Source organism: Microbacterium kunmingense (genome assembly GCF_023155745.1).
Classification (GTDB): domain Bacteria; phylum Actinomycetota; class Actinomycetes; order Actinomycetales; family Microbacteriaceae; genus Microbacterium; species Microbacterium kunmingense.
Window position 1 is genome coordinate 193,251 of record NZ_JAKNUS010000001.1, and the last position, 16,859, is coordinate 210,109.

A 16,859-nucleotide genomic window follows, 5' to 3' on the forward strand; every position below is an offset into this window, starting at 1 on the left:
GCTGAGCGCATGCCGATCGCTCAGCCCGCTGCATCCGTGTCTCTCGACGGGTTCGAGTTGCGGGTGCTGCATCTGCCGCTGGTTTCGCCGTTCACCACCTCGTTCGGCACCGAGACGGTGCGCGAGGTGATCGTCGTGCGGGCGCTCACCGCCGACGGCGAGGGGTGGGGCGAGATCGTCACGGGGGCGGCGCCGCTGTACTCCAGCGAATACACGCAGGGCGCGTGGGATGTCGCCACGCGCTTCCTCATCCCGGCGCTGCTCGAGCGTGGCGACGTCGCGCCGCACGAGGTGCCGGGCGTCTTCGCGCCGTTCCTCGGGCACCGCATGGCCAAGGCCGGACTCGAGCTCGCGGTCGTCGACGCGGCGCTGCGCGCCGAGGCGCGCTCGTTCGGCGACTACCTCGGCGCGGCGGTCGACCGGGTGCCGTCGGGGGTCTCGGTGGGGCTGCAGCGCGATCCCGCGGCGCTCGTCGACGCCGTCGGAGCCTACCTCGCCGAGGGGTACGTGCGCATCAAGATCAAGATCAAGCCCGGGCGGGATGTCGCCGACACCGCCGCGGTGCGCGAGGCGTTCGGCGAGGTGCCGCTGCAGGTCGACGCGAACTCCGCGTACACGCTCGCCGATCTCGACACACTCGCTGCGCTGGACGCCTTCGACCTGCTGCTCATCGAGCAGCCGCTCCAGGAGGACGACCTCGTCGATCACGCCGTGCTCGCCGAGCGGGTGCGCACGCCCATCTGCCTGGACGAGTCGATCGTGTCGGCCAAGGCCGCCGGCGATGCGCTTGCCCTGGCGGCGGCGAAGGTGATCAACATCAAGGCCGGACGTGTCGGCGGATACCTCGAGGCCGTCCGCATCCACGATCTCTGCGTCGCCGCGGGGGTGCCGGTGTGGTGCGGCGGGATGCTCGAGACGGGGATCGGCCGGGCGGCGAACGCCGCCCTCGCCGCCCTTCCGGGCTTCACCCTGCCCGGCGACGTGTCGGCCGCGAGTCGGTTCTACCACCGCGACATCGTGACCGAGCCCGCCGTGCTCGAGGACGGGCACGTGCGGGTGCCGACGGGTCCCGGCCTCGGGGTCGAGGTCGACCGCGCGTTCCTCGACGAGGTCACCGTTGAGCGGCTGGAGATCCGGAGGTAGCGCCGGTGCGGTCTGCACAGCTCCTCAGATCCGGGCGCCCTCGGGCGCGCCACGCCGGGATACGGCGCGGTGGCCGCGTGTTTCTGAGGAGTTGTGCGGTCGCGGTCGTCGGGCTTGCGCTGGTCGGCTGCGCCGGCGCCGGCGCCGGCGCGCCGGGTGAACCCGCCTCCCGCGGCTCGACGGCCCTCGCCGCGGGCGTCACCGTCGAGATCGTGCAGCTTCGCGCGGATGTGGCGCTGCGCCAGGCGCAGGTGCACGTCGTCAACGGCGGCGACACCGACCTGCAGATCGGCGAGGTCGCCGTCGACGACCCCCGCTTCACCGCCCCGGCGACCCGCGTGCTCGCCGGGCGCACGAGCACGGTGCCCGCGGGCGCCGAGGTCGACATCCGCGTGCAACTCCCCGAGGTCGCCTGCTCCGCCCCCGTGGCGGCGGCGGCGCAGCCGGCGGTGGAGCTGACCTTTCTCGCCGACGGCGTCGGGGGCACGGCGCGCGTCGTCGCCGCCGACCCGCTCGGCTTCCTCGCACCCCTCCACGAGCGGGAGTGCCGGGCCGCCGCGCTCGCCGAGGCGGCGACGCTGGCGTTCACCGGGTTCACCCCCGCGCCGCCCGGGCAGCCCGCGACCCTCCAGCTCACGGTCACCCCGACCGGTCGCGGCGAGGCGACCGTCGTGGCGGTGCAGGCCACGAACCTCCTCGACTTCGGACCGGCGACCGTCGACGGCGCGTTCCCGCTCGATCTGCCGGTGGTGCCCGGCGACACCGACCCCACCGTCGTCGACATCCCGCTCCTGCCCTCGCGGTGCGACCCGCACGCGGTGCAGGAGGACAAGCGGGGCACGATCTTCGACATCCGGCTGAGCCTCGACGGCGAGCCCGGCGAGATCGAGCTGTTCGTCGGCGACGCGCTGCGCGGCGACATCCTCACCTGGGTGTCGAGCTGGTGCGGGTTCGCCGGCGCCGGTTAGGACGGCGGCTCGGGAGCGACCCCGCCATGCACCGCGACCCCGTCGAGCGCGTCGAGGATCGCGACGCCGAGCGCGCCGCCGGCATTCCACGGGGTGTAGGCCTCGGTCCACCAGCGTGCGTCCTCGGGTGGAGTGGTGCCCGGGAGCACACGCGCGAGTTCGCCATCGCCGGGCACGAGTCGCGGCCGGAGCACCGACAGCACCACGGCGCCCTCGGCGACGACCTGCAGCACCGCACCGTCGTCGACGGGACGCAGCTCGAAGGGTGCGGCGTCGGCTCCGGCGACCTGATCGTGGACGGATGCCGAGGCTCGCCCGACAGCGGCCGCGTCGACCGGCTCGCGGGTGAGCACCACAGTGCTACGGGGCATCGGTCATCCTCCGTCGGCGTCGGGGTCCGGGGGCGGCGGGCTCGGTGTCCGGTCCTGGCGTGGGCTCCGGCTCGGCCACCGCCGGCACCACCCCCGCCGGCGCCGCCGCCGGCGCCTCCGCCGCCGGCGCGGGCGCCACCGCCGCACCCGCCTCGAACCGCGCGACCTGGACGAGCGTCGGTCGTTCGCCGCGGCGGGCGAGCCGTCCGCGGCCGGCGATCATCGGCTCGGCGTAGAGCTTGGGCAGCAGCTGCCCCTCTGCCCGGTCGCCCGACATGATGAGGGCCGTGCCGCCGGTGTCGCGGATGCCCTGCAGTGCGAGGTCGAACATCGCCCGCGACGCCCCGGCCACCGGCCGACTGACCACGACGTTCAGGCGCAGGTCGCGGGCCGAGGCGAGGTAGGGCAGCAGCGGGCGGAGGGGCTCGGTGCCGCCGGCGGCGAGGATGTCGAAGTCGTCGGCGACGACCAGGATGCGCGGTCCGGGGGCCGAGCGGTCGAGGGCGCGCTTCTCCAGTTCGGTCGCGATCGAGTCCGCCAGCTGGCGGGCCTGCCGGCCCGAGGTGGCGTGGCCGCCGAGGTAGGCGTCGGGAACATCGGCGGCGAGCTCGCCGCGCGCGTCCATGAGCCCGACGACCAGCTCCTCGGGTGAGAACCGGTCGATCGCCCCCTGCACCAGGCCGCGGAGGGTCGTGGTCTTGCCGCATCGGCTGTCGCCGAAGACCAGCAGGTGCGGGTCGCCGGCGGCGAAGTCGAGGGCGACCGGCTGCATCGTGTCCTGCCGGATGCCGAAGGGGATCGCGTCGGGCTCGTCGAGGGCGTCGGGCAGCTCGGCGGGCTCGAGCACCTCGGGGAGCAGCCGGATCGGCGCGGCTTCGGGGCCCTCCCACCGTGCCGCGCTCTCATGGGCGATGCGCTCCAGCGCCGCGCCGATGTCGTCGTCCTCGGCCTCTTCCAGGAGCGGCAGCGCGATCTGTGCGAACAGCTTCTCGTCGGTGAGCACCCGTCCCGGCTCGTCGGCGCGGAGGGTGGTGGAGAGCTTCCGGGCGATCTGCGAGTCGGCGGGGTCGTTCAGCTTCAGTTCGAGCCGGGTGCCGACGAGGTTCTGCAGGTTCATCCGCAGCTCGTTCCACCGCGACAGGGTCACCACGACGTGGATGCCGAAGCTGCCGCCCCGCTCCAGGAGCTGCGCGATCGGCGCTTCGAGATCCTCGAACTCGGTGCGGACGGCTCCGAGGCCGTCGACGAGCAGCACGACGTCGGCGCTCGGTAGCTCGGGGAGCCGGCCCGCGGCGTGCTGGCGGCGCATGTCGGCGAGCGAGTCGAGATTCTGCTCGCGGAACACCCGCTCGCGCACCGCGAGCATGCCGGTGAGCTCCTCCAGGAGGCGCCCGAGGCGTTCGCGATGCCCGCGGGTCGCGACCCCGCCGACGTGGGGGAACGGCTCGATCCGGGCGAGTCCGCCGCCGGTGAGGTCCATGCCGTACACGCTCACCTCACGCGGCGAGTGGGTGAACGCCAGCGCCGTTGCCAGGGTCCGCAGGAACGTCGACCGGCCCGATTGCGGGGCTCCCATGATCGACACGTGGCCGCCCGAGCGGGTGAGGTCGAGCAGCCACGGCTCCTGTCGCTGCCTGCTCGGGTCGTCGAGCAGACCGATGGGCGCCCTGAGGGTGCCGGCCACGGCCTCCTCCTCGCTGCTGGGGAGCACACCGCCGAGGGTGAGCACCGGCGGGAGGGGTGGGAGCCACACCGGGCGCGTGCGGGCGACACCGCGGGCGACGCGCTCGGTCGCCGCCTGCACGAGGGTGCGCCCGGTCACCGGGACCTCGGGCTGCGAGCTGTCGAGTCCGTCCGCCTCGGCGGGGTCGGGATCGCTGACGCGCAGGTCGTAGGGCGGGAGGGCGAGGACAGGGGGTGCGGCGTCGCGCTCGGGACCCCGCTCGATCCGCTCGGGGACGGGGCCCGAGACGTATCCCGCCCGGAACCGCGTGTACACCGAGGTGTCGACCTTCAGGTAGCCGAACCCGGGGATCGCGGGCAGGTGGAACGCATCGGGGCTGTCGAGGACGACCGCCGACTCGGCCTCGCTGAAGGTGCGCAGACCGATGCGATACGACAGGTAGGTGTCCAGGCCCCGCAGGCGTCCCGCCTCGATGCGCTGGCTCGAGAGCAGCAGGTGCACGCCGATCGATCGACCGATCCGGCCGATGGTGAGAAGCAACTCGACGAAATCCGGCTCGGCGGTGAGGAGCTCGCCGAACTCGTCGATGACGAGGAAGAGGTGCGGCAGCGGCGGCAGATCGTCGCGTTCCCGGCGCAGCTGACGGTAGTGACCGATGGATGCCGCGTTGCCGGCCTCCTTCAGCAGACGCTGGCGGCGCACCACCTCGCCCTGGATGCTCGCGCGGGCCCGCTCGGTCAGCTGCGGATCGTCGGCGAGGTTGTCGATGATCCCGGCGACGTGCGGAAGCTGCGCGAAGGGGGCGAAGGCCGCGCCGCCCTTGTAGTCCACGAGGATCATCGACAGGTCGTCGGGGGCGTGGGTCAGCGCGAGCCCGAGGATGAGGGTGCGCAGCAACTCGCTCTTGCCCGACCCGGTCGCGCCGATGCAGATGCCGTGGGGGCCCATACCGAGCTGGGCGGATTCCTTCAGGTCCAGCAGGACGGGCGCGCCGCGGTCGTCGATGCCGATCGGCACGCGCAGGAAGTCGCCGGCGCTGCGCGGTCGCCAGGTTGAGGCGACGTCGATCGCGTCGACGTCGGCCACCCCGAGCAGCTCGGTGACGTCGGGGGCGAGCACCGCGCCGCTGTCGGTGGAGCTCGTGCGGGTGAGGCGGAGGCCGGCGAGCGGGCGCGCGATCACTTCGAGCAGGGCGATGTCGACCGGATCGGGCTGGATGTCGGTGACCGCCGGCTCCCCGCTTCCCGGCGTCTCCACCGTCGCCGTCCCGTCCGCAAGGGTGATGCGGGAGGCCACGGAAGAGGGCTCCTTCAGCCGGTCGTCGACGAGGTGGATGACGGTGACGCCGAGGTCGGCCAGGTCGAAGGCGGCGTCGATGCGGGGGAGCGGGGTCGCGGGCCCGCCGTCCTCATCGAGGAAGATGACGAGTCGCCCGGGCTTCGTGCGACGTCCGGCGCGGCGGGCAGCGGCCGTGGCGGCGGCGCGGTCGCGCAGTTCGTCGCGAAGAAGGGTGAGGAGCTCGGGAAGGCTCGGGGCGATGCGTCGCGCGGCGAGGGCGCCGGCAGGGATGTCGCCGGCGGCGACGTGGGGCAGCAGGTCGAAGCCCCGCCACTCATCGCGCACCCGCTCGGGGAGGACGGCGGCGAGGTGGACATCGTCGGGCGAGTGGAGCGCGGCGATCTGAGCGGCGAGGCTGCGGCAGACCCGGAGGGTCTCGTCGCGGTCGCCGACGACCGACACCTGACCGCCTCGTTCGAGGTCGACCAGGGCCGGCATCCCCTGCGACAGGCCGGCCAGGCGCACCATGCGCTCCGCCGATTCGCGCATGACGGGATCGAAGGGCTGGACGGGGTTCTGCTCCGGCGGCAGCGACACGTCCACGGCACGCAGGTCGGCGGTCCCCATCCTCACGCGGAGGAAGTCGGCGTCGCCGGGGCGACGCTCCCACCGTCGCGCGGGGTTGAGGGCGATCTCGACGAGGGTGGCCGGTGCCGGGTGCAGCGCGAGCGCGGCCTCGCGGTGGGCATCGGCGAGATCGCGCACCTCGCCGCGGGTGCGTTCGAGATAGTCGAGGTAGCGCTCGCGCTGCAGGCGCCGCTGTCGGGCGGCGTTGCCGCGCGAGCTGAAGGCCATGCCGACGCCGCCGACGAGCGCGACGACGAGGATGACCGCGCCGACGACGACCATGATCGGGTTGTTGCGCAGCAGCACGATCATCGTGATAGAGGACAGGCTGCCGACGACCGGGAGGAGCGACTGGATCGGGAATCCCGACGCCCCCTCGCCGAGCGGCGGGGGCGGGGCGAGGGTGATCTGGGCGGGCGGCTCGACAGGGGTGGTGACCCGGGCGGGACGATGGATGACGCGGAGGGTCATGCCGCCACCTCCCGTCCACCGGCCATGAGCGCGGCGGCAAGGCTCAGCACCGCGCGTCGCGCTGCCCGCGCAGCGCGCGGGACGAAGACGACGGGATGCGACGAGGTCGCGGCGACCGCGCGGGCGACCGCCGCGGAGTCGGGATCGGTCTCGGTGAGCGCCAGAACCACGGCGGGGCTTTCGGGGAGGGCGGAGATCGCCGGGATCACGGCGCGGGCATTCTCGGCCGCGCCCCGTGTCGCGTCGGCGACGAGGCACACGACGTCGCTGAGCGCCGCGCACGAGCCGAGATCGGCGAGCGGGTGGTGGGCACCGAAATCGGTGACGGCCACCTCGAAGAAGCGCGCGATGGGTGCCGCCTCCGACAGCCACGCGCCCACCGGGTCGTCGGCGACGGCGGGCGGACGCAGGCCCACGATCCCGCGGCGATCCTCGAGGCCGGTCACCGCCTCGACGCTCGTCCGCGCACCGGCACGCGTCTCGCTCGGAGAACTCTCGGCGATCTCGAGCGCGCGAGCCAGACCCCCGTCGGCGGTGACATCGACCGCGAGCACCGATTCCGCGCGGCGGGAGGTGATCGTGCGCGTGACCTGCAGCGCGAGCGGTGTGACGGACTCGTGCGCCGTGAGGGAGAGGAACCCGATGCGACGCGTCGTGGAGAGGGGTGCGCGGATCGCGGCATCCTGTGTCGCCAGCACGGTCTGGGCGGCGGTGGCGCTGCCGAAGACGATGCGGGGAAGGGAGGCCAGACCGTGACTCATGCGCCGCCGCCGAACATGCCGAGCAGCTCGTCGTAGACGCCGAGCGCGCCGAGGAGGAGCGGCAGGAGGGAGACGACGGCGAGGGTCTCGAGGATGTTGCCGAGCCCGCGCAGGCGCGCGCGGGCGGCGGGGCGCGGCGAGACGATGCTCGCGGCGGCGATGACGGCGGCGACGGCGACGCCGACGGCGGGGGCGATCCAGCCGAGCGCGGCGAGCTGGGTGAGGAACGCGGTGAGCGCGATCGCTCCGACCGCCGCCCACAGTGCCCAACCCTGCGCCCGCAGCGGGAACGCGCGGAAGCGGAGTGCGGCGACCACGGCGATGGCGAGGGCGACGAGGCCCGGCCAGAGCGCGTCGGCGAGGACGAGCGCGACCCCCGTGATCGCGAGGGCGGAAGCGACCGCGAGCACGCTCCAGGTGAGGGCGGCGTAGGCGTCGTCGATCGCCGAGAACGCCCGGCCGCGACCGATGCGCTCCCCGGCGGCGGCCTGGGCGTCGAGGGTCGTGAGCCCGGCGGCCGACAGCGCGATCCAGGGGAGCGGGCCGGTGGCGAAGGCGGCCACGACCCCCGTGATCGCCGCGGCGGCCGGGTCGGAGACGCCGGCGAGGAGCAGGACGAGGAGGAGCGTGCCGAGAACCGCCCCGAGAGCGCCGCCGGCGAGGGCGCCGGGCGCGCGACGGGCGACGCCGATCGCGACGAGTACGGTGGTCGCCGCGGTGGCCAGTGCGACCGCGGCGCCCAGGAGCAGATCGGACGTGAGGGTGGCGGCGAGGATCGCCAGCACCGCGGCGAGACCCCCGGCCGCGGCCCCGACCGCGGCCGACACGCGACGGAGCCCGCCGAGCCCGAGCCCGGCCGAGGCGGCGAGGAGGACGGCGAACGCGGTGATCTGGGTCACCGCGGCTGCCTCTCCGGGAAGGGGGAGCAGCAGCGCGCCGCCGCCGACGGCCGAGGCGATGCCGATGCCGGCCGCGAGCGCTCGGGCCCGCGCGTCCCAGCGGTCGGGTCGGTCGTCGTGGGCGTCGGCCGCGGCGTCGGTGACATCGATCACCACCGGTGAGGGCGGGGCGGCCTCGAGCCGCTCCAGGCGCAGCAGGGTGCCGTCGAGCAGGTCGAGCTGCGTCGGGGTGCGGGCGATGTCGAGCTGCTCGCCGTCGGGGGTGACGAGGGTGAGCGGCCGCGCGACGGTGCCCTCGGTCTCGCCGAGGAGGTCGAGCAGACGCGGAAGGGCCGAGCCGAGCGACTCGTCGCTCGGGACGACGACCTCGGCGCGGGCGTGGGCGCCGGCGACGGTGACGCGGGTATAGATGCTCACGAGGCCTCCGGTGCGTAGGGCAGGACGATTCCGGCCGGGGTCGCATTCGCCTGCTCCCGCGCGGCCGCCTGATCGGCCAGGAGCTGGCTGACGAACGAGATTCCCGCGCACACGGCGCAGGCGATCGCCGCGACGATGATCGAGCCGATCAGTCGTTTCATGTGGTCGTTGACGGTGCGGCGCTCATCGATGTGCCCGTAGAGGAGGGCCGACCCCAGTCGCATCCGCTGGATCTTCGCCTGCTCGATGAGCACGGCGTCCTTCTGATCAGGCATCGGCACCCCTTCCGCGGTCGAAGAACGTCCGGGCGACAGCCGGCGCGAGACCCAGCAGGCGCCACAGCTTCTCGCGGTCGAGGGGGGCGACCACCTCATCGAGACGCTGCCATCCGCCGCCGTCGATCGAACCCAGGGGGATCAGGACCCCGGGGAGGCGGGGGCTGCCGACCGTCGTGCCGCCCACCTCGGCGGTCCAGGAGGCGGCGTCGACCCCGAGGGCACGGACGCCCGGGGGACCGACGAGCAGGGCGAGGGGCTCGGGTGCCGGCGACGCGGTCGCGCGGCGAGCGAGGTCGGGTGCGCCGAGGGCGCCGAGCGCCATGCCGATCAGCGGCATGCCGACCGTCGCGGCGGCCGCGAGCGAGCGGCGGGCGAGTCCTGCGAGATCGGCCGACGCCGCGTCATCCGCTCCCGCTACGTCGGAGACGACCCGCGTCGTCTCCTCCAGCCCCTGGCTCGTGCGGCCGATCTGCAGGGTGGCGACGAGTGGGCGGGGGGAGTGCGAGACGGCGATCCAGCGACTGTCGCTCGGCATGCGGCGACGGCTGCGCTCGGTGAGGTCGTCGCGGTCCCAGGCGGCCAGCAGCGGTTCGAGCGCGCCCCAGTGCGACGGGGGTGCCTGGGTCACGGCCTCCGACACGGCGTCGAGGACGCCGCCGAGGCGCACGGGACGGCTCACCCGGTGGCGGGTGGACACCGTGACGACCAGCTGCACGCGGCTCTGGATCGTCGCGCGCACGAACGCCGGGTGCACACGGCTCGGGTCGAGCGGACCGCCCGGCGAGAGGACGGCGTCGGGGGTGTCGAGGCGCACGCCCGAGCGGGCGTCGTAGAAGCCGTCGCTGCGCGTGCGGATGATCCAGTGCCCCTGGGTCGCCGAGAGGGCCTCGGCGAGCGGTTCGGTCATGCGCGCGTGCTCGCCCGAGACGACGAGGGGGCGGCGCCCCTCGGCGGCGGTGCGCCCGATGAGGTCGCTCAGTCCCTGCGACAGGCTCAGCACCTCGCCGTGGATCTCGGTGAGCACCCAGCCCTCACCGGTGGCATCGGCGAGCGGGTGGTCGATGGTGAGCGTCATCGTGCCTCCGTCACCGACAGGCTCCGGTCGCCGAGGTCGATCTCGGCGGGGAGCGGAAGCGGGGTGCGCTGGTGCGCGATGAGCGGATGCCGGCTGCCGGCCGTGCGCACGAAGGTGCCGTTGGTCGAACCGAGGTCGGTGATCCACAGGCGCGCGCCGTCCCATTCCAGGCGCGCGTGCGACTTCGACAGCGAGCGCGAGAGGTCGGGCCACTGGAACACTTCGGCCGGTGCATCGGCGGGGGCGAGCGGGGTGCGTCCGAGGATGAGCGCCGACTCGAGCGAGAGGCGCTCGCCGGAGTCGAGGCGGACGAGCGGCGCGCCACCACGCGCCCCGGCGCGGGGGCGCGGCGCGGGGGCCTGGGCCTCGGGGAAGGTGACCGGCGCCAGGGCGGGCGCGAACGGGTCACGGCCTCGGCGGAGGTCGAAGGTCTCGAGCTGTCCGCGCAGGAGCGTCGGCAGGAACGAGCGACCCGCGGCCGCACCGGTGCGTGCGCTCACGGTGCGAAGGCCCACGGCGAGACCGCCGAGGGCGCGGCCGGTGCGCGCGAACTGCACAGCGGTGACGGCGACGAGGAGCGCGGCGACGACGAGGAGCGCGATGCCGAGGGCGGGCGCGCCCGTGACGAGGGCCAGGATGCCGCCGATCGTGGCCACGAGCGGAGCGGCGAGGTCGATGAAGACGGCCCCGGCGAGCTGTCCGGCCCGAGCGCGGGCGGTGAGCACGAGGGGGTCGACGTCAGCCAAGCGCAGCGATTCCTGTGTGGTCATCGTGTTCTTCCCGTTCCGGCGAACCCTCCGATCCTAGTCGGGGGCTGCCCGGCGCCCCCTATCCGGGCACCGCCGCGGTCATCGTCAGAATGACTCGCCCTCCCGAAGCCGCGCGAGCATCTGGAGAGCGATGCGGTGCGCCTCCGCGGCGTCGACGACCTGCCTCGCTCGCGGGTTCACGGCGTCGCGATCCGCCGCAGTTGTCCTTCTCGTACGAGGTCGCGGATGCCCATCGAGGGATCCTGGACCGCGAATCGGATGCCGCCCCCTTCGCGTCCGAACCACGGCGGTGTGACGGTGGCGGCAACCCGGATCGGTGCCGTCGTGAGGAACGACTGAAGGGGCTGCTCCAGGGCGGTGACCGGAAGCGAGCGCGCCTCCAACGACGTGCCGGTCGGGTAGAGGAGGAACCCGTCGAGGGCTCCGATCCGGTCGACCAGCAGGCCGGCGGGGAGGTCGATCACGGTGTCCCTCACCCCGCGGCCGGCCAGATCCATGACATGCGGAGCCGCCCACGTCAGAAGCCGTTCGCGCTCGGCGTCGGGGATGTTCTGCGGCTCGGGGAGCGGCGAGAGTGCGTACTGGTAGAGCGCGGTGACGATCTCCGCCGCTGATGGGCGCCGCAGCAGCACGCGTACCGTTCCGTAGTCGACCGTCGAGAGCGTCCACCGATCGCCGGCGTCGGCGACGACGAGCGCTCCCTCCCACGGCACCCCGTCATCCCCAGGGAGGAGGACAGCTCGATCGTGGATACCGTTCTCGCGCAGGGTTGACCGGACGTCACCCCAGGAGGTTTCGGGCGTCATCAGTCTCCTCTTCCATCGCGAAACACCGCAGACAAGCCTATGCACACGGCCGGATCGTCGCTCGACAGCAGAATAGGAATATGGATGACGCTGGGATTCTCGCGATGTGGGCTGACCGCCTGGGCTACCTCCCGATGACGAGCGACGGGACGTTCCTGGTCGGGTGGGGCGACCTGGAGACGGCATTCGCCATTCGGCAAGCCCGCGAGGGGTTCACCGTCGACAAGCAGAGTCGGGGTCAGTGGGCAACGCTCGGATGGTTCTCGTCGCGGTCGGAGGCGGAGGCCTTCCTCACGGTCTGCCTGGCATCGATCTGGCGCGCGGACCGTGGGCTCGGGGATGTCTTTCCCGCCGAACCCGCACCGGACGCCGCCGTCACACGGACCGATCAGGGATACGACGTCGAAGCCCGAGGAAACCGAGCGTCCTTCCGTCAACGGACGGACGCGAAACGCTACACCTACGTCGCCGGCCGCGGACTGCGTCAGGTCAACGACTTCCTCATGCAGTAGACGGGCCGGCCGGGTGATCCTCCGAAGCCAGCGCTCGAATCTGTGCGTCCACGTCACGAACCGAAGGAAGCGCGAACGGCGCCCCACCGTCCTTCGGCACGACGATCGGCGCGTTCCCGATCAACATGGCGTCGATGTCGCCGCCCTCGACGTATCCTCGCCCCTGGTAGAAGAACACCCAGTGCCGACCGGACTCGACCGGATCACCGAGGACGATGCGCTCGATACCGTCCTCGGCCGTCGACTGCTGGAGTGAAGCTTCGACGAGTCGGCGAGCCTCCTCCGCCGTCCGCGCGCTCACGAGGCGGCGTCATTCGTCGGTACTGGACCGTCGAGCGCGCAATTCAGGACCTTGCCTTCGGCCACCGCGAGGTTCGACACGGTGTCGGTGCCGCGCGGCGTCGACACCTCCAGTGTCGGGTTCCGCCCCGCGTGCGCCATGACGGAGATCACCTCGTGCGCCCGCTCTGCACGGAAGTTCAGGGGGTCGTCAGCGGTGATCGTCCATCCGGCGCTCGCCACCCCATCTCGCACGCGACGGCCCAGCAGTTCGGCCAGCTCGGGCTCGGAGGCGTCCGCTCCGGTCGCGAGAAATGCATCTCGGAGCCGGAACGCCTCGTCACCGAACCAGCGCGAGACCTCGGCGTCATCGAGCTCACCGATCGGCCGGTCGTGGGTTCGCAGCCACGTTCCCGCCGCGGTCCACCAGAGCTCACTCACAGCCCACCTGCTGACGAGGATCCGCACGTCTGCGTTTACCTCACACCTCTCCGCTTGCAGTTCTCAGCTGTTTCATCTGCTCGCGCGCGGGCTCCGCGCTCACCAACCGCGAGCGAACGGCGAGATGATCACTCACGCTCGCGGATGCGGGCGAGCTGGACGTCGGCCGGCTCCGCGCTCCCCAGGCGGAACGGCGGCGACCCATCCTTGGGTATGGCGAAGGGGCCATTGCCTGCGAGAGCCTGCATGACGTCCCCGTCCTCCATGAAGGCGCGGCTCTGGTAGCCCTGCACCCACCAACGACCGTGATCCTCTGGTTCACCGACGAGCACGCAGGGGACGCCTCCGCTCCGCTCTCCCTCGGCCAAGAGCTCCACGGCGATGCGCTGCGCCTCGACAGCATCGACGACGTCAGCCATTCTTCGTCACCATGAGTCCGATCCTCGACACATCTTCGAGGCGGGCGAATGAGCCGGTCTGCGCATCCAGGAACACCACGCCGTTGCGATCGTGAATGACGTTGAACACGTGAGCCGACCCATTCGGTCGCGCGATGTAGACGACCCCGCGGCTGCCCTCGGGCATGGCGGTCATCTGCGTCACGATGTCCTGATATCCGCCCATCCACTGGAAGTTCGGCTGGATGCCGAGACCGGTGAAGATGTCTCCCACGTCGCGTGGCACGGCGGAGGGCATCGCTGATGCCGGAGTTCCCTCCATGACGCGATCGAACGCGATCACGCAACGCGTGCAATTCTGATCCCATCCCCGAGCCGCGAATGCCGGGTCGAGGGTGCCGGCCTGAAGTCCGTCGAAGCGCGTCGCATTCACGCCGAGGAGCCCCGGGTACTCGTGCCGGATGATCGAGCGCTGCAGATCGGCGGGGATGCTGTCGAAGTGAAGTGCCGTCACATCCACGGAACCGGGGACCGGCGAGGAGAAGTCGCTGAGCGCGTTGGCGCCCGCGTCGAGACCGGAGGGCACCGTCGGGGTCGTCGACTCGATGATCCGGTAGTCGTTGGACAGCAGCTGCTCGACGCTCAGAACACCGTCGACGTCGTCGACGAACTGCAGCTGGATGCCGCCACCCGGCTGACCGAACGCCGGAGCGACCTCGGAGACCTCGATGTGGACCCCGGGAGGCAGCTCGTCGGTGAGGCGGAACACGTGATACCCGGCGTTGAGGTTGCCGCCCGGCAACGCCCGCTGCTCGAACAGCACCCCCTCCGGCGAGAGGTACGCGCCGCCGCTCCCGCCGAAGCGGTCGATCGTGTCGCCGTAGTCACGGCGGAACGCCTCCATGTCGGTGTACGACACCCGGGATCCAGGAACCGCGCCGTCGTTGCCGGGGTAGATGGGCCGGTTGTCCGGACCCATGTACCGCTCTTCCCATTCGGCCCGGGTGTAGGGCTCGCCGTCCGCACCGCGACCGTAAGGCGCCTCCGGATCGGAGACGAGGTGCCGGATGTCCGCCGGCACCTCCGCCGGCGGCGCGTACTGGTCGGCGAGCGTGCCGTGATCGGCGCGAGGCTCGCCGTACTCGGGATCGATGTCTCCCCCGCGGTGCTCCGGGCCCTGCGTCCAGCCGTCGCCCTCGCCGCCACGATCGACCGGAGCCGAACCGTCGCCCGGTCCCGAACCGTCGCCCGCACCAGCCGCGTCTCCGCGCGGTGCATCCGCATCGCCGCCAGACGTGCCGTCGCCGCCGGACCCGCCGGTCTCGGTGCGCACGGGCGCCTCGTCGACGATCGCATTCACCGGCGCAGGGGCCGTCTCGCCCCGCACGCCCCCGGCGTTCACCAGTTCGGGCTCGCGCACGGGCGCCGTGACGGAGGCATCGGTCCCGCCGCCGCGCAGGCCACCGCCCGCGGCGTTGTCGAACGTGCCCGCCGGCATCTCGATCACACCGCCGGGGAACTCCAGCACGGGCGTGCCGTTCTCATCGACGCGGGCGAAGACGTTCTGCGGGTCGACACCGGCCTCGTCGAGGAGGCGCATCGCCGACGCCGAGTCGGTCGCGGTGTACACCTCAACCGGGCCGAGGTTCATGTCGACGGGCGTGGTGTCCAGGCGCCCGATGAGGTTGTCCAGGCTCCCGAGCCCGGCGCTTCCAAGACGCATCGTGCCGTTCACGGCCCAGGCGGCCGGGTCGACGAAGTCGGCGACGCGCGCCATCCGGGAGAGGACGGATGCTGCGGTCGAGGCCGTCTTCACACCGGCGACGGCCGCGCCGCCCACCGGGATGAGCGCGGTGCCGACGTTGAACACCGACTCGCCGAGCGCGGTGCCCGGGTCATCGGCCCACTTGTCCCAGGCGATGAGCGCCTTGCCGGTGTTGATCGCGGCCTCGTCGGCCTGCGCCTTGAAGTCCCGCACCTCCTGCGGGAGGAACCCGTCGCCGCCGAGGTGCTGCATGAGCGTGTCGGCGTGGAAGATCGGGGCGAGCACGCCGCCGTTCGCCATCCCCGCGAAAAGCAGATTGCCGAGGTTCCCCCACGCGGCGCCGTAGGCGTCGCCCGAGAAGAACTCGCCGGTCGCGGGGTTGTAGCCGAGCACGAGGGTGCCCAGGCCCTCGACCGTGCCCCAGATGCCGCCGACGGCGATGCCCTCCCAGAGGAAGTCCTTGAAGACGAACTTCGCTGTCGCCTCGCCGCAGCCCTCGGTGCGCTCCACCTCGGCGCCCCAGGGCATCTCGGTGCCCTCGGGGATCTCCTCGATGCCGTAGCCGAGCGCGTCGTCCTCCGACTGCGCCGCCCGGAGCGGATCGGCGCCGTAGAGGGCGCGGATGGTGTTCGCGCAGTCGCGCTCGGCCTCCCACAGCAGCACCTGCTGGGCGTTCACCTGCGCGATGAGATCGTTGTTGCGGTCGACGTACTCCTGGACCTCGTGCCACTCCTTCGTGACGGTCCGGTACTGCTCCACCGGCTCGGACGCGCTCGTCGAGCCCGCCGCTCCGTAGGCGTTCCACGAGCCGGAGTACGACGCCGCGGTCGTGCCGTACGACCCGTACGCGGTGTAGGCGGGGTTCAGCTCCTGCACCTGCACGCCACCGGCGATCTCCGCGCGGAACGCCTGCGCGTCCAGGCGCAGCTGATCCAGCGCCGCCTTGATCGGGCGCACCGCCTCGGCGAACCCGCTCAGCGCCTGGGAGACGACGGAGAGGTTGTCGCCCACCTGCGTGGACTGCGTGTTCACCGGCTGCATGAGATCCAGCACGGTGCCCGATTCGGGCGCCTCGTACACCGCAGCCATGCCCTGCCACTTGGTGTGGACGGCAGCGCCGTGATCGCGCACCTGTCCGGAGATGGTGTTCACCGTGCCCGCGTGGAGCTCGATGGTGTCCGGATCGATGTCTTTACCCGGAATCGCGTCCGGATCGATGGCACTCGGCATCGGTCACCTCACTCCCGGCGGCAGCACGGGCGGATAGACCGTCGCGTGCGCCGCGGACTGCGCGTTGGCCGCCATGTCCAGGTCGCCCTGCACGTACGCCTCGGTCGCGCTCACGACACCCGTCGCGGCAGCGCCGATCCGGGTGCTCATCCCCTGGATGCGGGGACCTTCTTGAATCTGGAAGTACGACTGCACCGCCTCAGCGATCGCGGCCGACTGCGTGGCGGTCACCGCCCCCTCGAGGGCGGGACTGAGGTTGTTCAACGCGGTGCCGAGGGCCTCGGCATCGACGTTGACGTCCTGCAGTACGGCGACGACCCCTGACGGTTGGATTCTCCAGCCCGTCACAGGTCAGCCCCTCTCAGCCGATGGATTCGACCGCGGTGCGTGCCTTGCTGAGGGCGGTCTGCGCCGACTCGTCGTTGCGCTCGAGCGACGAGCGGAGCGTCTGGATGATCGAGCGCACCTCGCCGGCGGCGTTCTTCCACCGCAGCTCCTTGGCCCGGTAGTCCTCCGAGACGCCGTCGGCGGCGTAGTCGGCCATCGCCGCGTTCACGTCGCGGTCGTGCGCGTCGATCAGCGTCTCCAGCTGAGCGGCGACACGGTTGAAGTTGTCCTGCGCGTTCTGCGATGCCGGGATGCTGTAATCCCGACGGTCACCCTGATTGGCCATGATGATCCCCTCC

General features: G+C 72.4%; 17 protein-coding genes. 3 read left to right on the forward strand and 14 right to left on the reverse strand.

Going from position 1 to position 16,859, the window contains the following annotated elements; genetic code table 11:
- The first annotated feature begins 9 nt into the window (after window positions 1–9).
- Together menC and MA875_RS01065 are read left to right on the forward strand one after the other, a co-directional pair.
- Entirely contained in the window at window positions 10–1,143 is a 1,134-nt protein-coding gene (menC, locus tag MA875_RS01060; protein WP_248239710.1) for an o-succinylbenzoate synthase, read from the forward strand.
- A 77-nt stretch (window positions 1,144–1,220) separates the two neighbouring features.
- On the forward strand, window positions 1,221–2,111 hold the full coding sequence (locus tag MA875_RS01065) for a hypothetical protein (RefSeq protein ID WP_248239711.1): 891 nt from the start codon (window positions 1,221–1,223) through the stop codon (window positions 2,109–2,111).
- On the opposite strand, the gene MA875_RS01070 is transcribed toward MA875_RS01065, so the two are convergent.
- The 8 genes from MA875_RS01070 to MA875_RS01105 all read right to left on the reverse strand — a co-directional run bounded on the left by MA875_RS01070 (window position 2,108) and on the right by MA875_RS01105 (window position 11,548).
- On the reverse strand, window positions 2,108–2,482 hold the full coding sequence (locus MA875_RS01070) for a hypothetical protein (RefSeq protein WP_248239712.1): 375 nt from the start codon (window positions 2,480–2,482) through the stop codon (window positions 2,108–2,110). The genes MA875_RS01065 and MA875_RS01070 overlap by 4 nt on opposite strands.
- Window positions 2,472–6,542, reverse strand: coding sequence for a type VII secretion protein EccCa (eccCa, locus tag MA875_RS01075; RefSeq protein WP_248239714.1), 4,071 nt, complete (start codon window positions 6,540–6,542; stop codon window positions 2,472–2,474). The genes MA875_RS01070 and eccCa overlap by 11 nt, the downstream gene beginning before the upstream one ends.
- Window positions 6,539–7,303, reverse strand: a complete 765-nt coding sequence (locus MA875_RS01080; protein WP_248239716.1) for a hypothetical protein — start codon at window positions 7,301–7,303, stop codon at window positions 6,539–6,541. Before MA875_RS01080 ends, eccCa begins: the two co-directional genes overlap by 4 nt.
- Window positions 7,300–8,619 carry an EsaB/YukD family protein gene (locus MA875_RS01085; protein WP_248239717.1) on the reverse strand — a complete coding sequence of 440 codons (1,320 nt, stop codon included), beginning with the start codon at window positions 8,617–8,619 and terminating at the stop codon, window positions 7,300–7,302. The genes MA875_RS01080 and MA875_RS01085 overlap by 4 nt, the downstream gene beginning before the upstream one ends.
- On the reverse strand, window positions 8,616–8,894 hold the full coding sequence (locus tag MA875_RS01090; RefSeq protein ID WP_248239718.1) for a hypothetical protein: 279 nt from the start codon (window positions 8,892–8,894) through the stop codon (window positions 8,616–8,618). Before MA875_RS01090 ends, MA875_RS01085 begins: the two co-directional genes overlap by 4 nt.
- A complete protein-coding gene (locus MA875_RS01095; RefSeq protein ID WP_248239719.1) occupies window positions 8,887–9,972 on the reverse strand; it encodes a DUF6177 family protein in 1,086 nt (361 codons plus the stop codon). The genes MA875_RS01090 and MA875_RS01095 overlap by 8 nt, the downstream gene beginning before the upstream one ends.
- A complete protein-coding gene (locus MA875_RS01100) occupies window positions 9,969–10,742 on the reverse strand; it encodes an FHA domain-containing protein (RefSeq protein WP_248239720.1) in 774 nt (257 codons plus the stop codon). Before MA875_RS01100 ends, MA875_RS01095 begins: the two co-directional genes overlap by 4 nt.
- Before the next feature lie 176 nt (window positions 10,743–10,918).
- Window positions 10,919–11,548, reverse strand: coding sequence for a TNT domain-containing protein (locus MA875_RS01105; protein WP_248239721.1), 630 nt, complete (start codon window positions 11,546–11,548; stop codon window positions 10,919–10,921).
- A gap of 80 nt (window positions 11,549–11,628) precedes the next feature.
- Here MA875_RS01105 and MA875_RS01110 point away from each other — a divergent pair, with 80 nt between their 5' ends.
- Window positions 11,629–12,060: an Imm61 family immunity protein gene (locus MA875_RS01110; protein ID WP_248239722.1), complete on the forward strand. Its 432-nt coding sequence runs from the start codon at window positions 11,629–11,631 to the stop codon at window positions 12,058–12,060.
- Here MA875_RS01110 and MA875_RS01115 read toward each other — a convergent pair.
- The 6 genes from MA875_RS01115 to MA875_RS01140 form a co-directional block, all read right to left on the reverse strand.
- The gene (locus tag MA875_RS01115) at window positions 12,050–12,361 is read right to left on the reverse strand and encodes a YrhB domain-containing protein (protein WP_248239723.1); all 312 of its coding nucleotides are present in this window, start codon (window positions 12,359–12,361) and stop codon (window positions 12,050–12,052) included. The genes MA875_RS01110 and MA875_RS01115 overlap by 11 nt on opposite strands.
- On the reverse strand, window positions 12,358–12,780 hold the full coding sequence (locus MA875_RS01120; RefSeq protein WP_248239724.1) for a hypothetical protein: 423 nt from the start codon (window positions 12,778–12,780) through the stop codon (window positions 12,358–12,360). The genes MA875_RS01115 and MA875_RS01120 overlap by 4 nt, the downstream gene beginning before the upstream one ends.
- Before the next feature lie 128 nt (window positions 12,781–12,908).
- Window positions 12,909–13,199 (reverse strand): YrhB domain-containing protein, encoded by a 291-nt coding sequence (locus tag MA875_RS01125; RefSeq protein WP_248239725.1) that lies wholly within the window; start codon window positions 13,197–13,199, stop codon window positions 12,909–12,911.
- Window positions 13,192–16,173: a glycohydrolase toxin TNT-related protein gene (locus tag MA875_RS01130; RefSeq protein WP_248239726.1), complete on the reverse strand. Its 2,982-nt coding sequence runs from the start codon at window positions 16,171–16,173 to the stop codon at window positions 13,192–13,194. Before MA875_RS01130 ends, MA875_RS01125 begins: the two co-directional genes overlap by 8 nt.
- A 3-nt stretch (window positions 16,174–16,176) precedes the next feature.
- On the reverse strand, window positions 16,177–16,521 hold the full coding sequence (locus MA875_RS01135; protein WP_248239727.1) for a DUF6507 family protein: 345 nt from the start codon (window positions 16,519–16,521) through the stop codon (window positions 16,177–16,179).
- 13 nt (window positions 16,522–16,534) lie between these two features.
- Window positions 16,535–16,846 carry a pore-forming ESAT-6 family protein gene (locus MA875_RS01140; protein WP_124291785.1) on the reverse strand — a complete coding sequence of 104 codons (312 nt, stop codon included), beginning with the start codon at window positions 16,844–16,846 and terminating at the stop codon, window positions 16,535–16,537.
- Between the last annotated feature and the right edge of the window lie 13 nt (window positions 16,847–16,859).

What these genes read in the sequence shown, in the direction of transcription:
- menC (WP_248239710.1), top strand. Translation starts at nt 10, where the DNA reads ATGCCGATCGCTCAGCCCGCTGCATCCGTGTCTCTCGACGGGTTCGAG.
- MA875_RS01070 (WP_248239712.1), bottom strand. Translation starts at nt 2,482, where the DNA reads ATGCCCCGTAGCACTGTGGTGCTCACCCGCGAGCCGGTCGACGCGGCC.
- eccCa (WP_248239714.1), bottom strand. Translation starts at nt 6,542, where the DNA reads ATGACCCTCCGCGTCATCCATCGTCCCGCCCGGGTCACCACCCCTGTC.
- MA875_RS01080 (WP_248239716.1), bottom strand. Translation starts at nt 7,303, where the DNA reads ATGAGTCACGGTCTGGCCTCCCTTCCCCGCATCGTCTTCGGCAGCGCC.
- MA875_RS01090 (WP_248239718.1), bottom strand. Translation starts at nt 8,894, where the DNA reads ATGCCTGATCAGAAGGACGCCGTGCTCATCGAGCAGGCGAAGATCCAG.
- MA875_RS01095 (WP_248239719.1), bottom strand. Translation starts at nt 9,972, where the DNA reads ATGACGCTCACCATCGACCACCCGCTCGCCGATGCCACCGGTGAGGGC.
- MA875_RS01100 (WP_248239720.1), bottom strand. Translation starts at nt 10,742, where the DNA reads ATGACCACACAGGAATCGCTGCGCTTGGCTGACGTCGACCCCCTCGTG.
- MA875_RS01105 (WP_248239721.1), bottom strand. Translation starts at nt 11,548, where the DNA reads ATGACGCCCGAAACCTCCTGGGGTGACGTCCGGTCAACCCTGCGCGAG.
- MA875_RS01110 (WP_248239722.1), top strand. Translation starts at nt 11,629, where the DNA reads ATGGATGACGCTGGGATTCTCGCGATGTGGGCTGACCGCCTGGGCTAC.
- MA875_RS01125 (WP_248239725.1), bottom strand. Translation starts at nt 13,199, where the DNA reads ATGGCTGACGTCGTCGATGCTGTCGAGGCGCAGCGCATCGCCGTGGAG.
- MA875_RS01130 (WP_248239726.1), bottom strand. Translation starts at nt 16,173, where the DNA reads ATGCCGAGTGCCATCGATCCGGACGCGATTCCGGGTAAAGACATCGAT.
- MA875_RS01140 (WP_124291785.1), bottom strand. Translation starts at nt 16,846, where the DNA reads ATGGCCAATCAGGGTGACCGTCGGGATTACAGCATCCCGGCATCGCAG.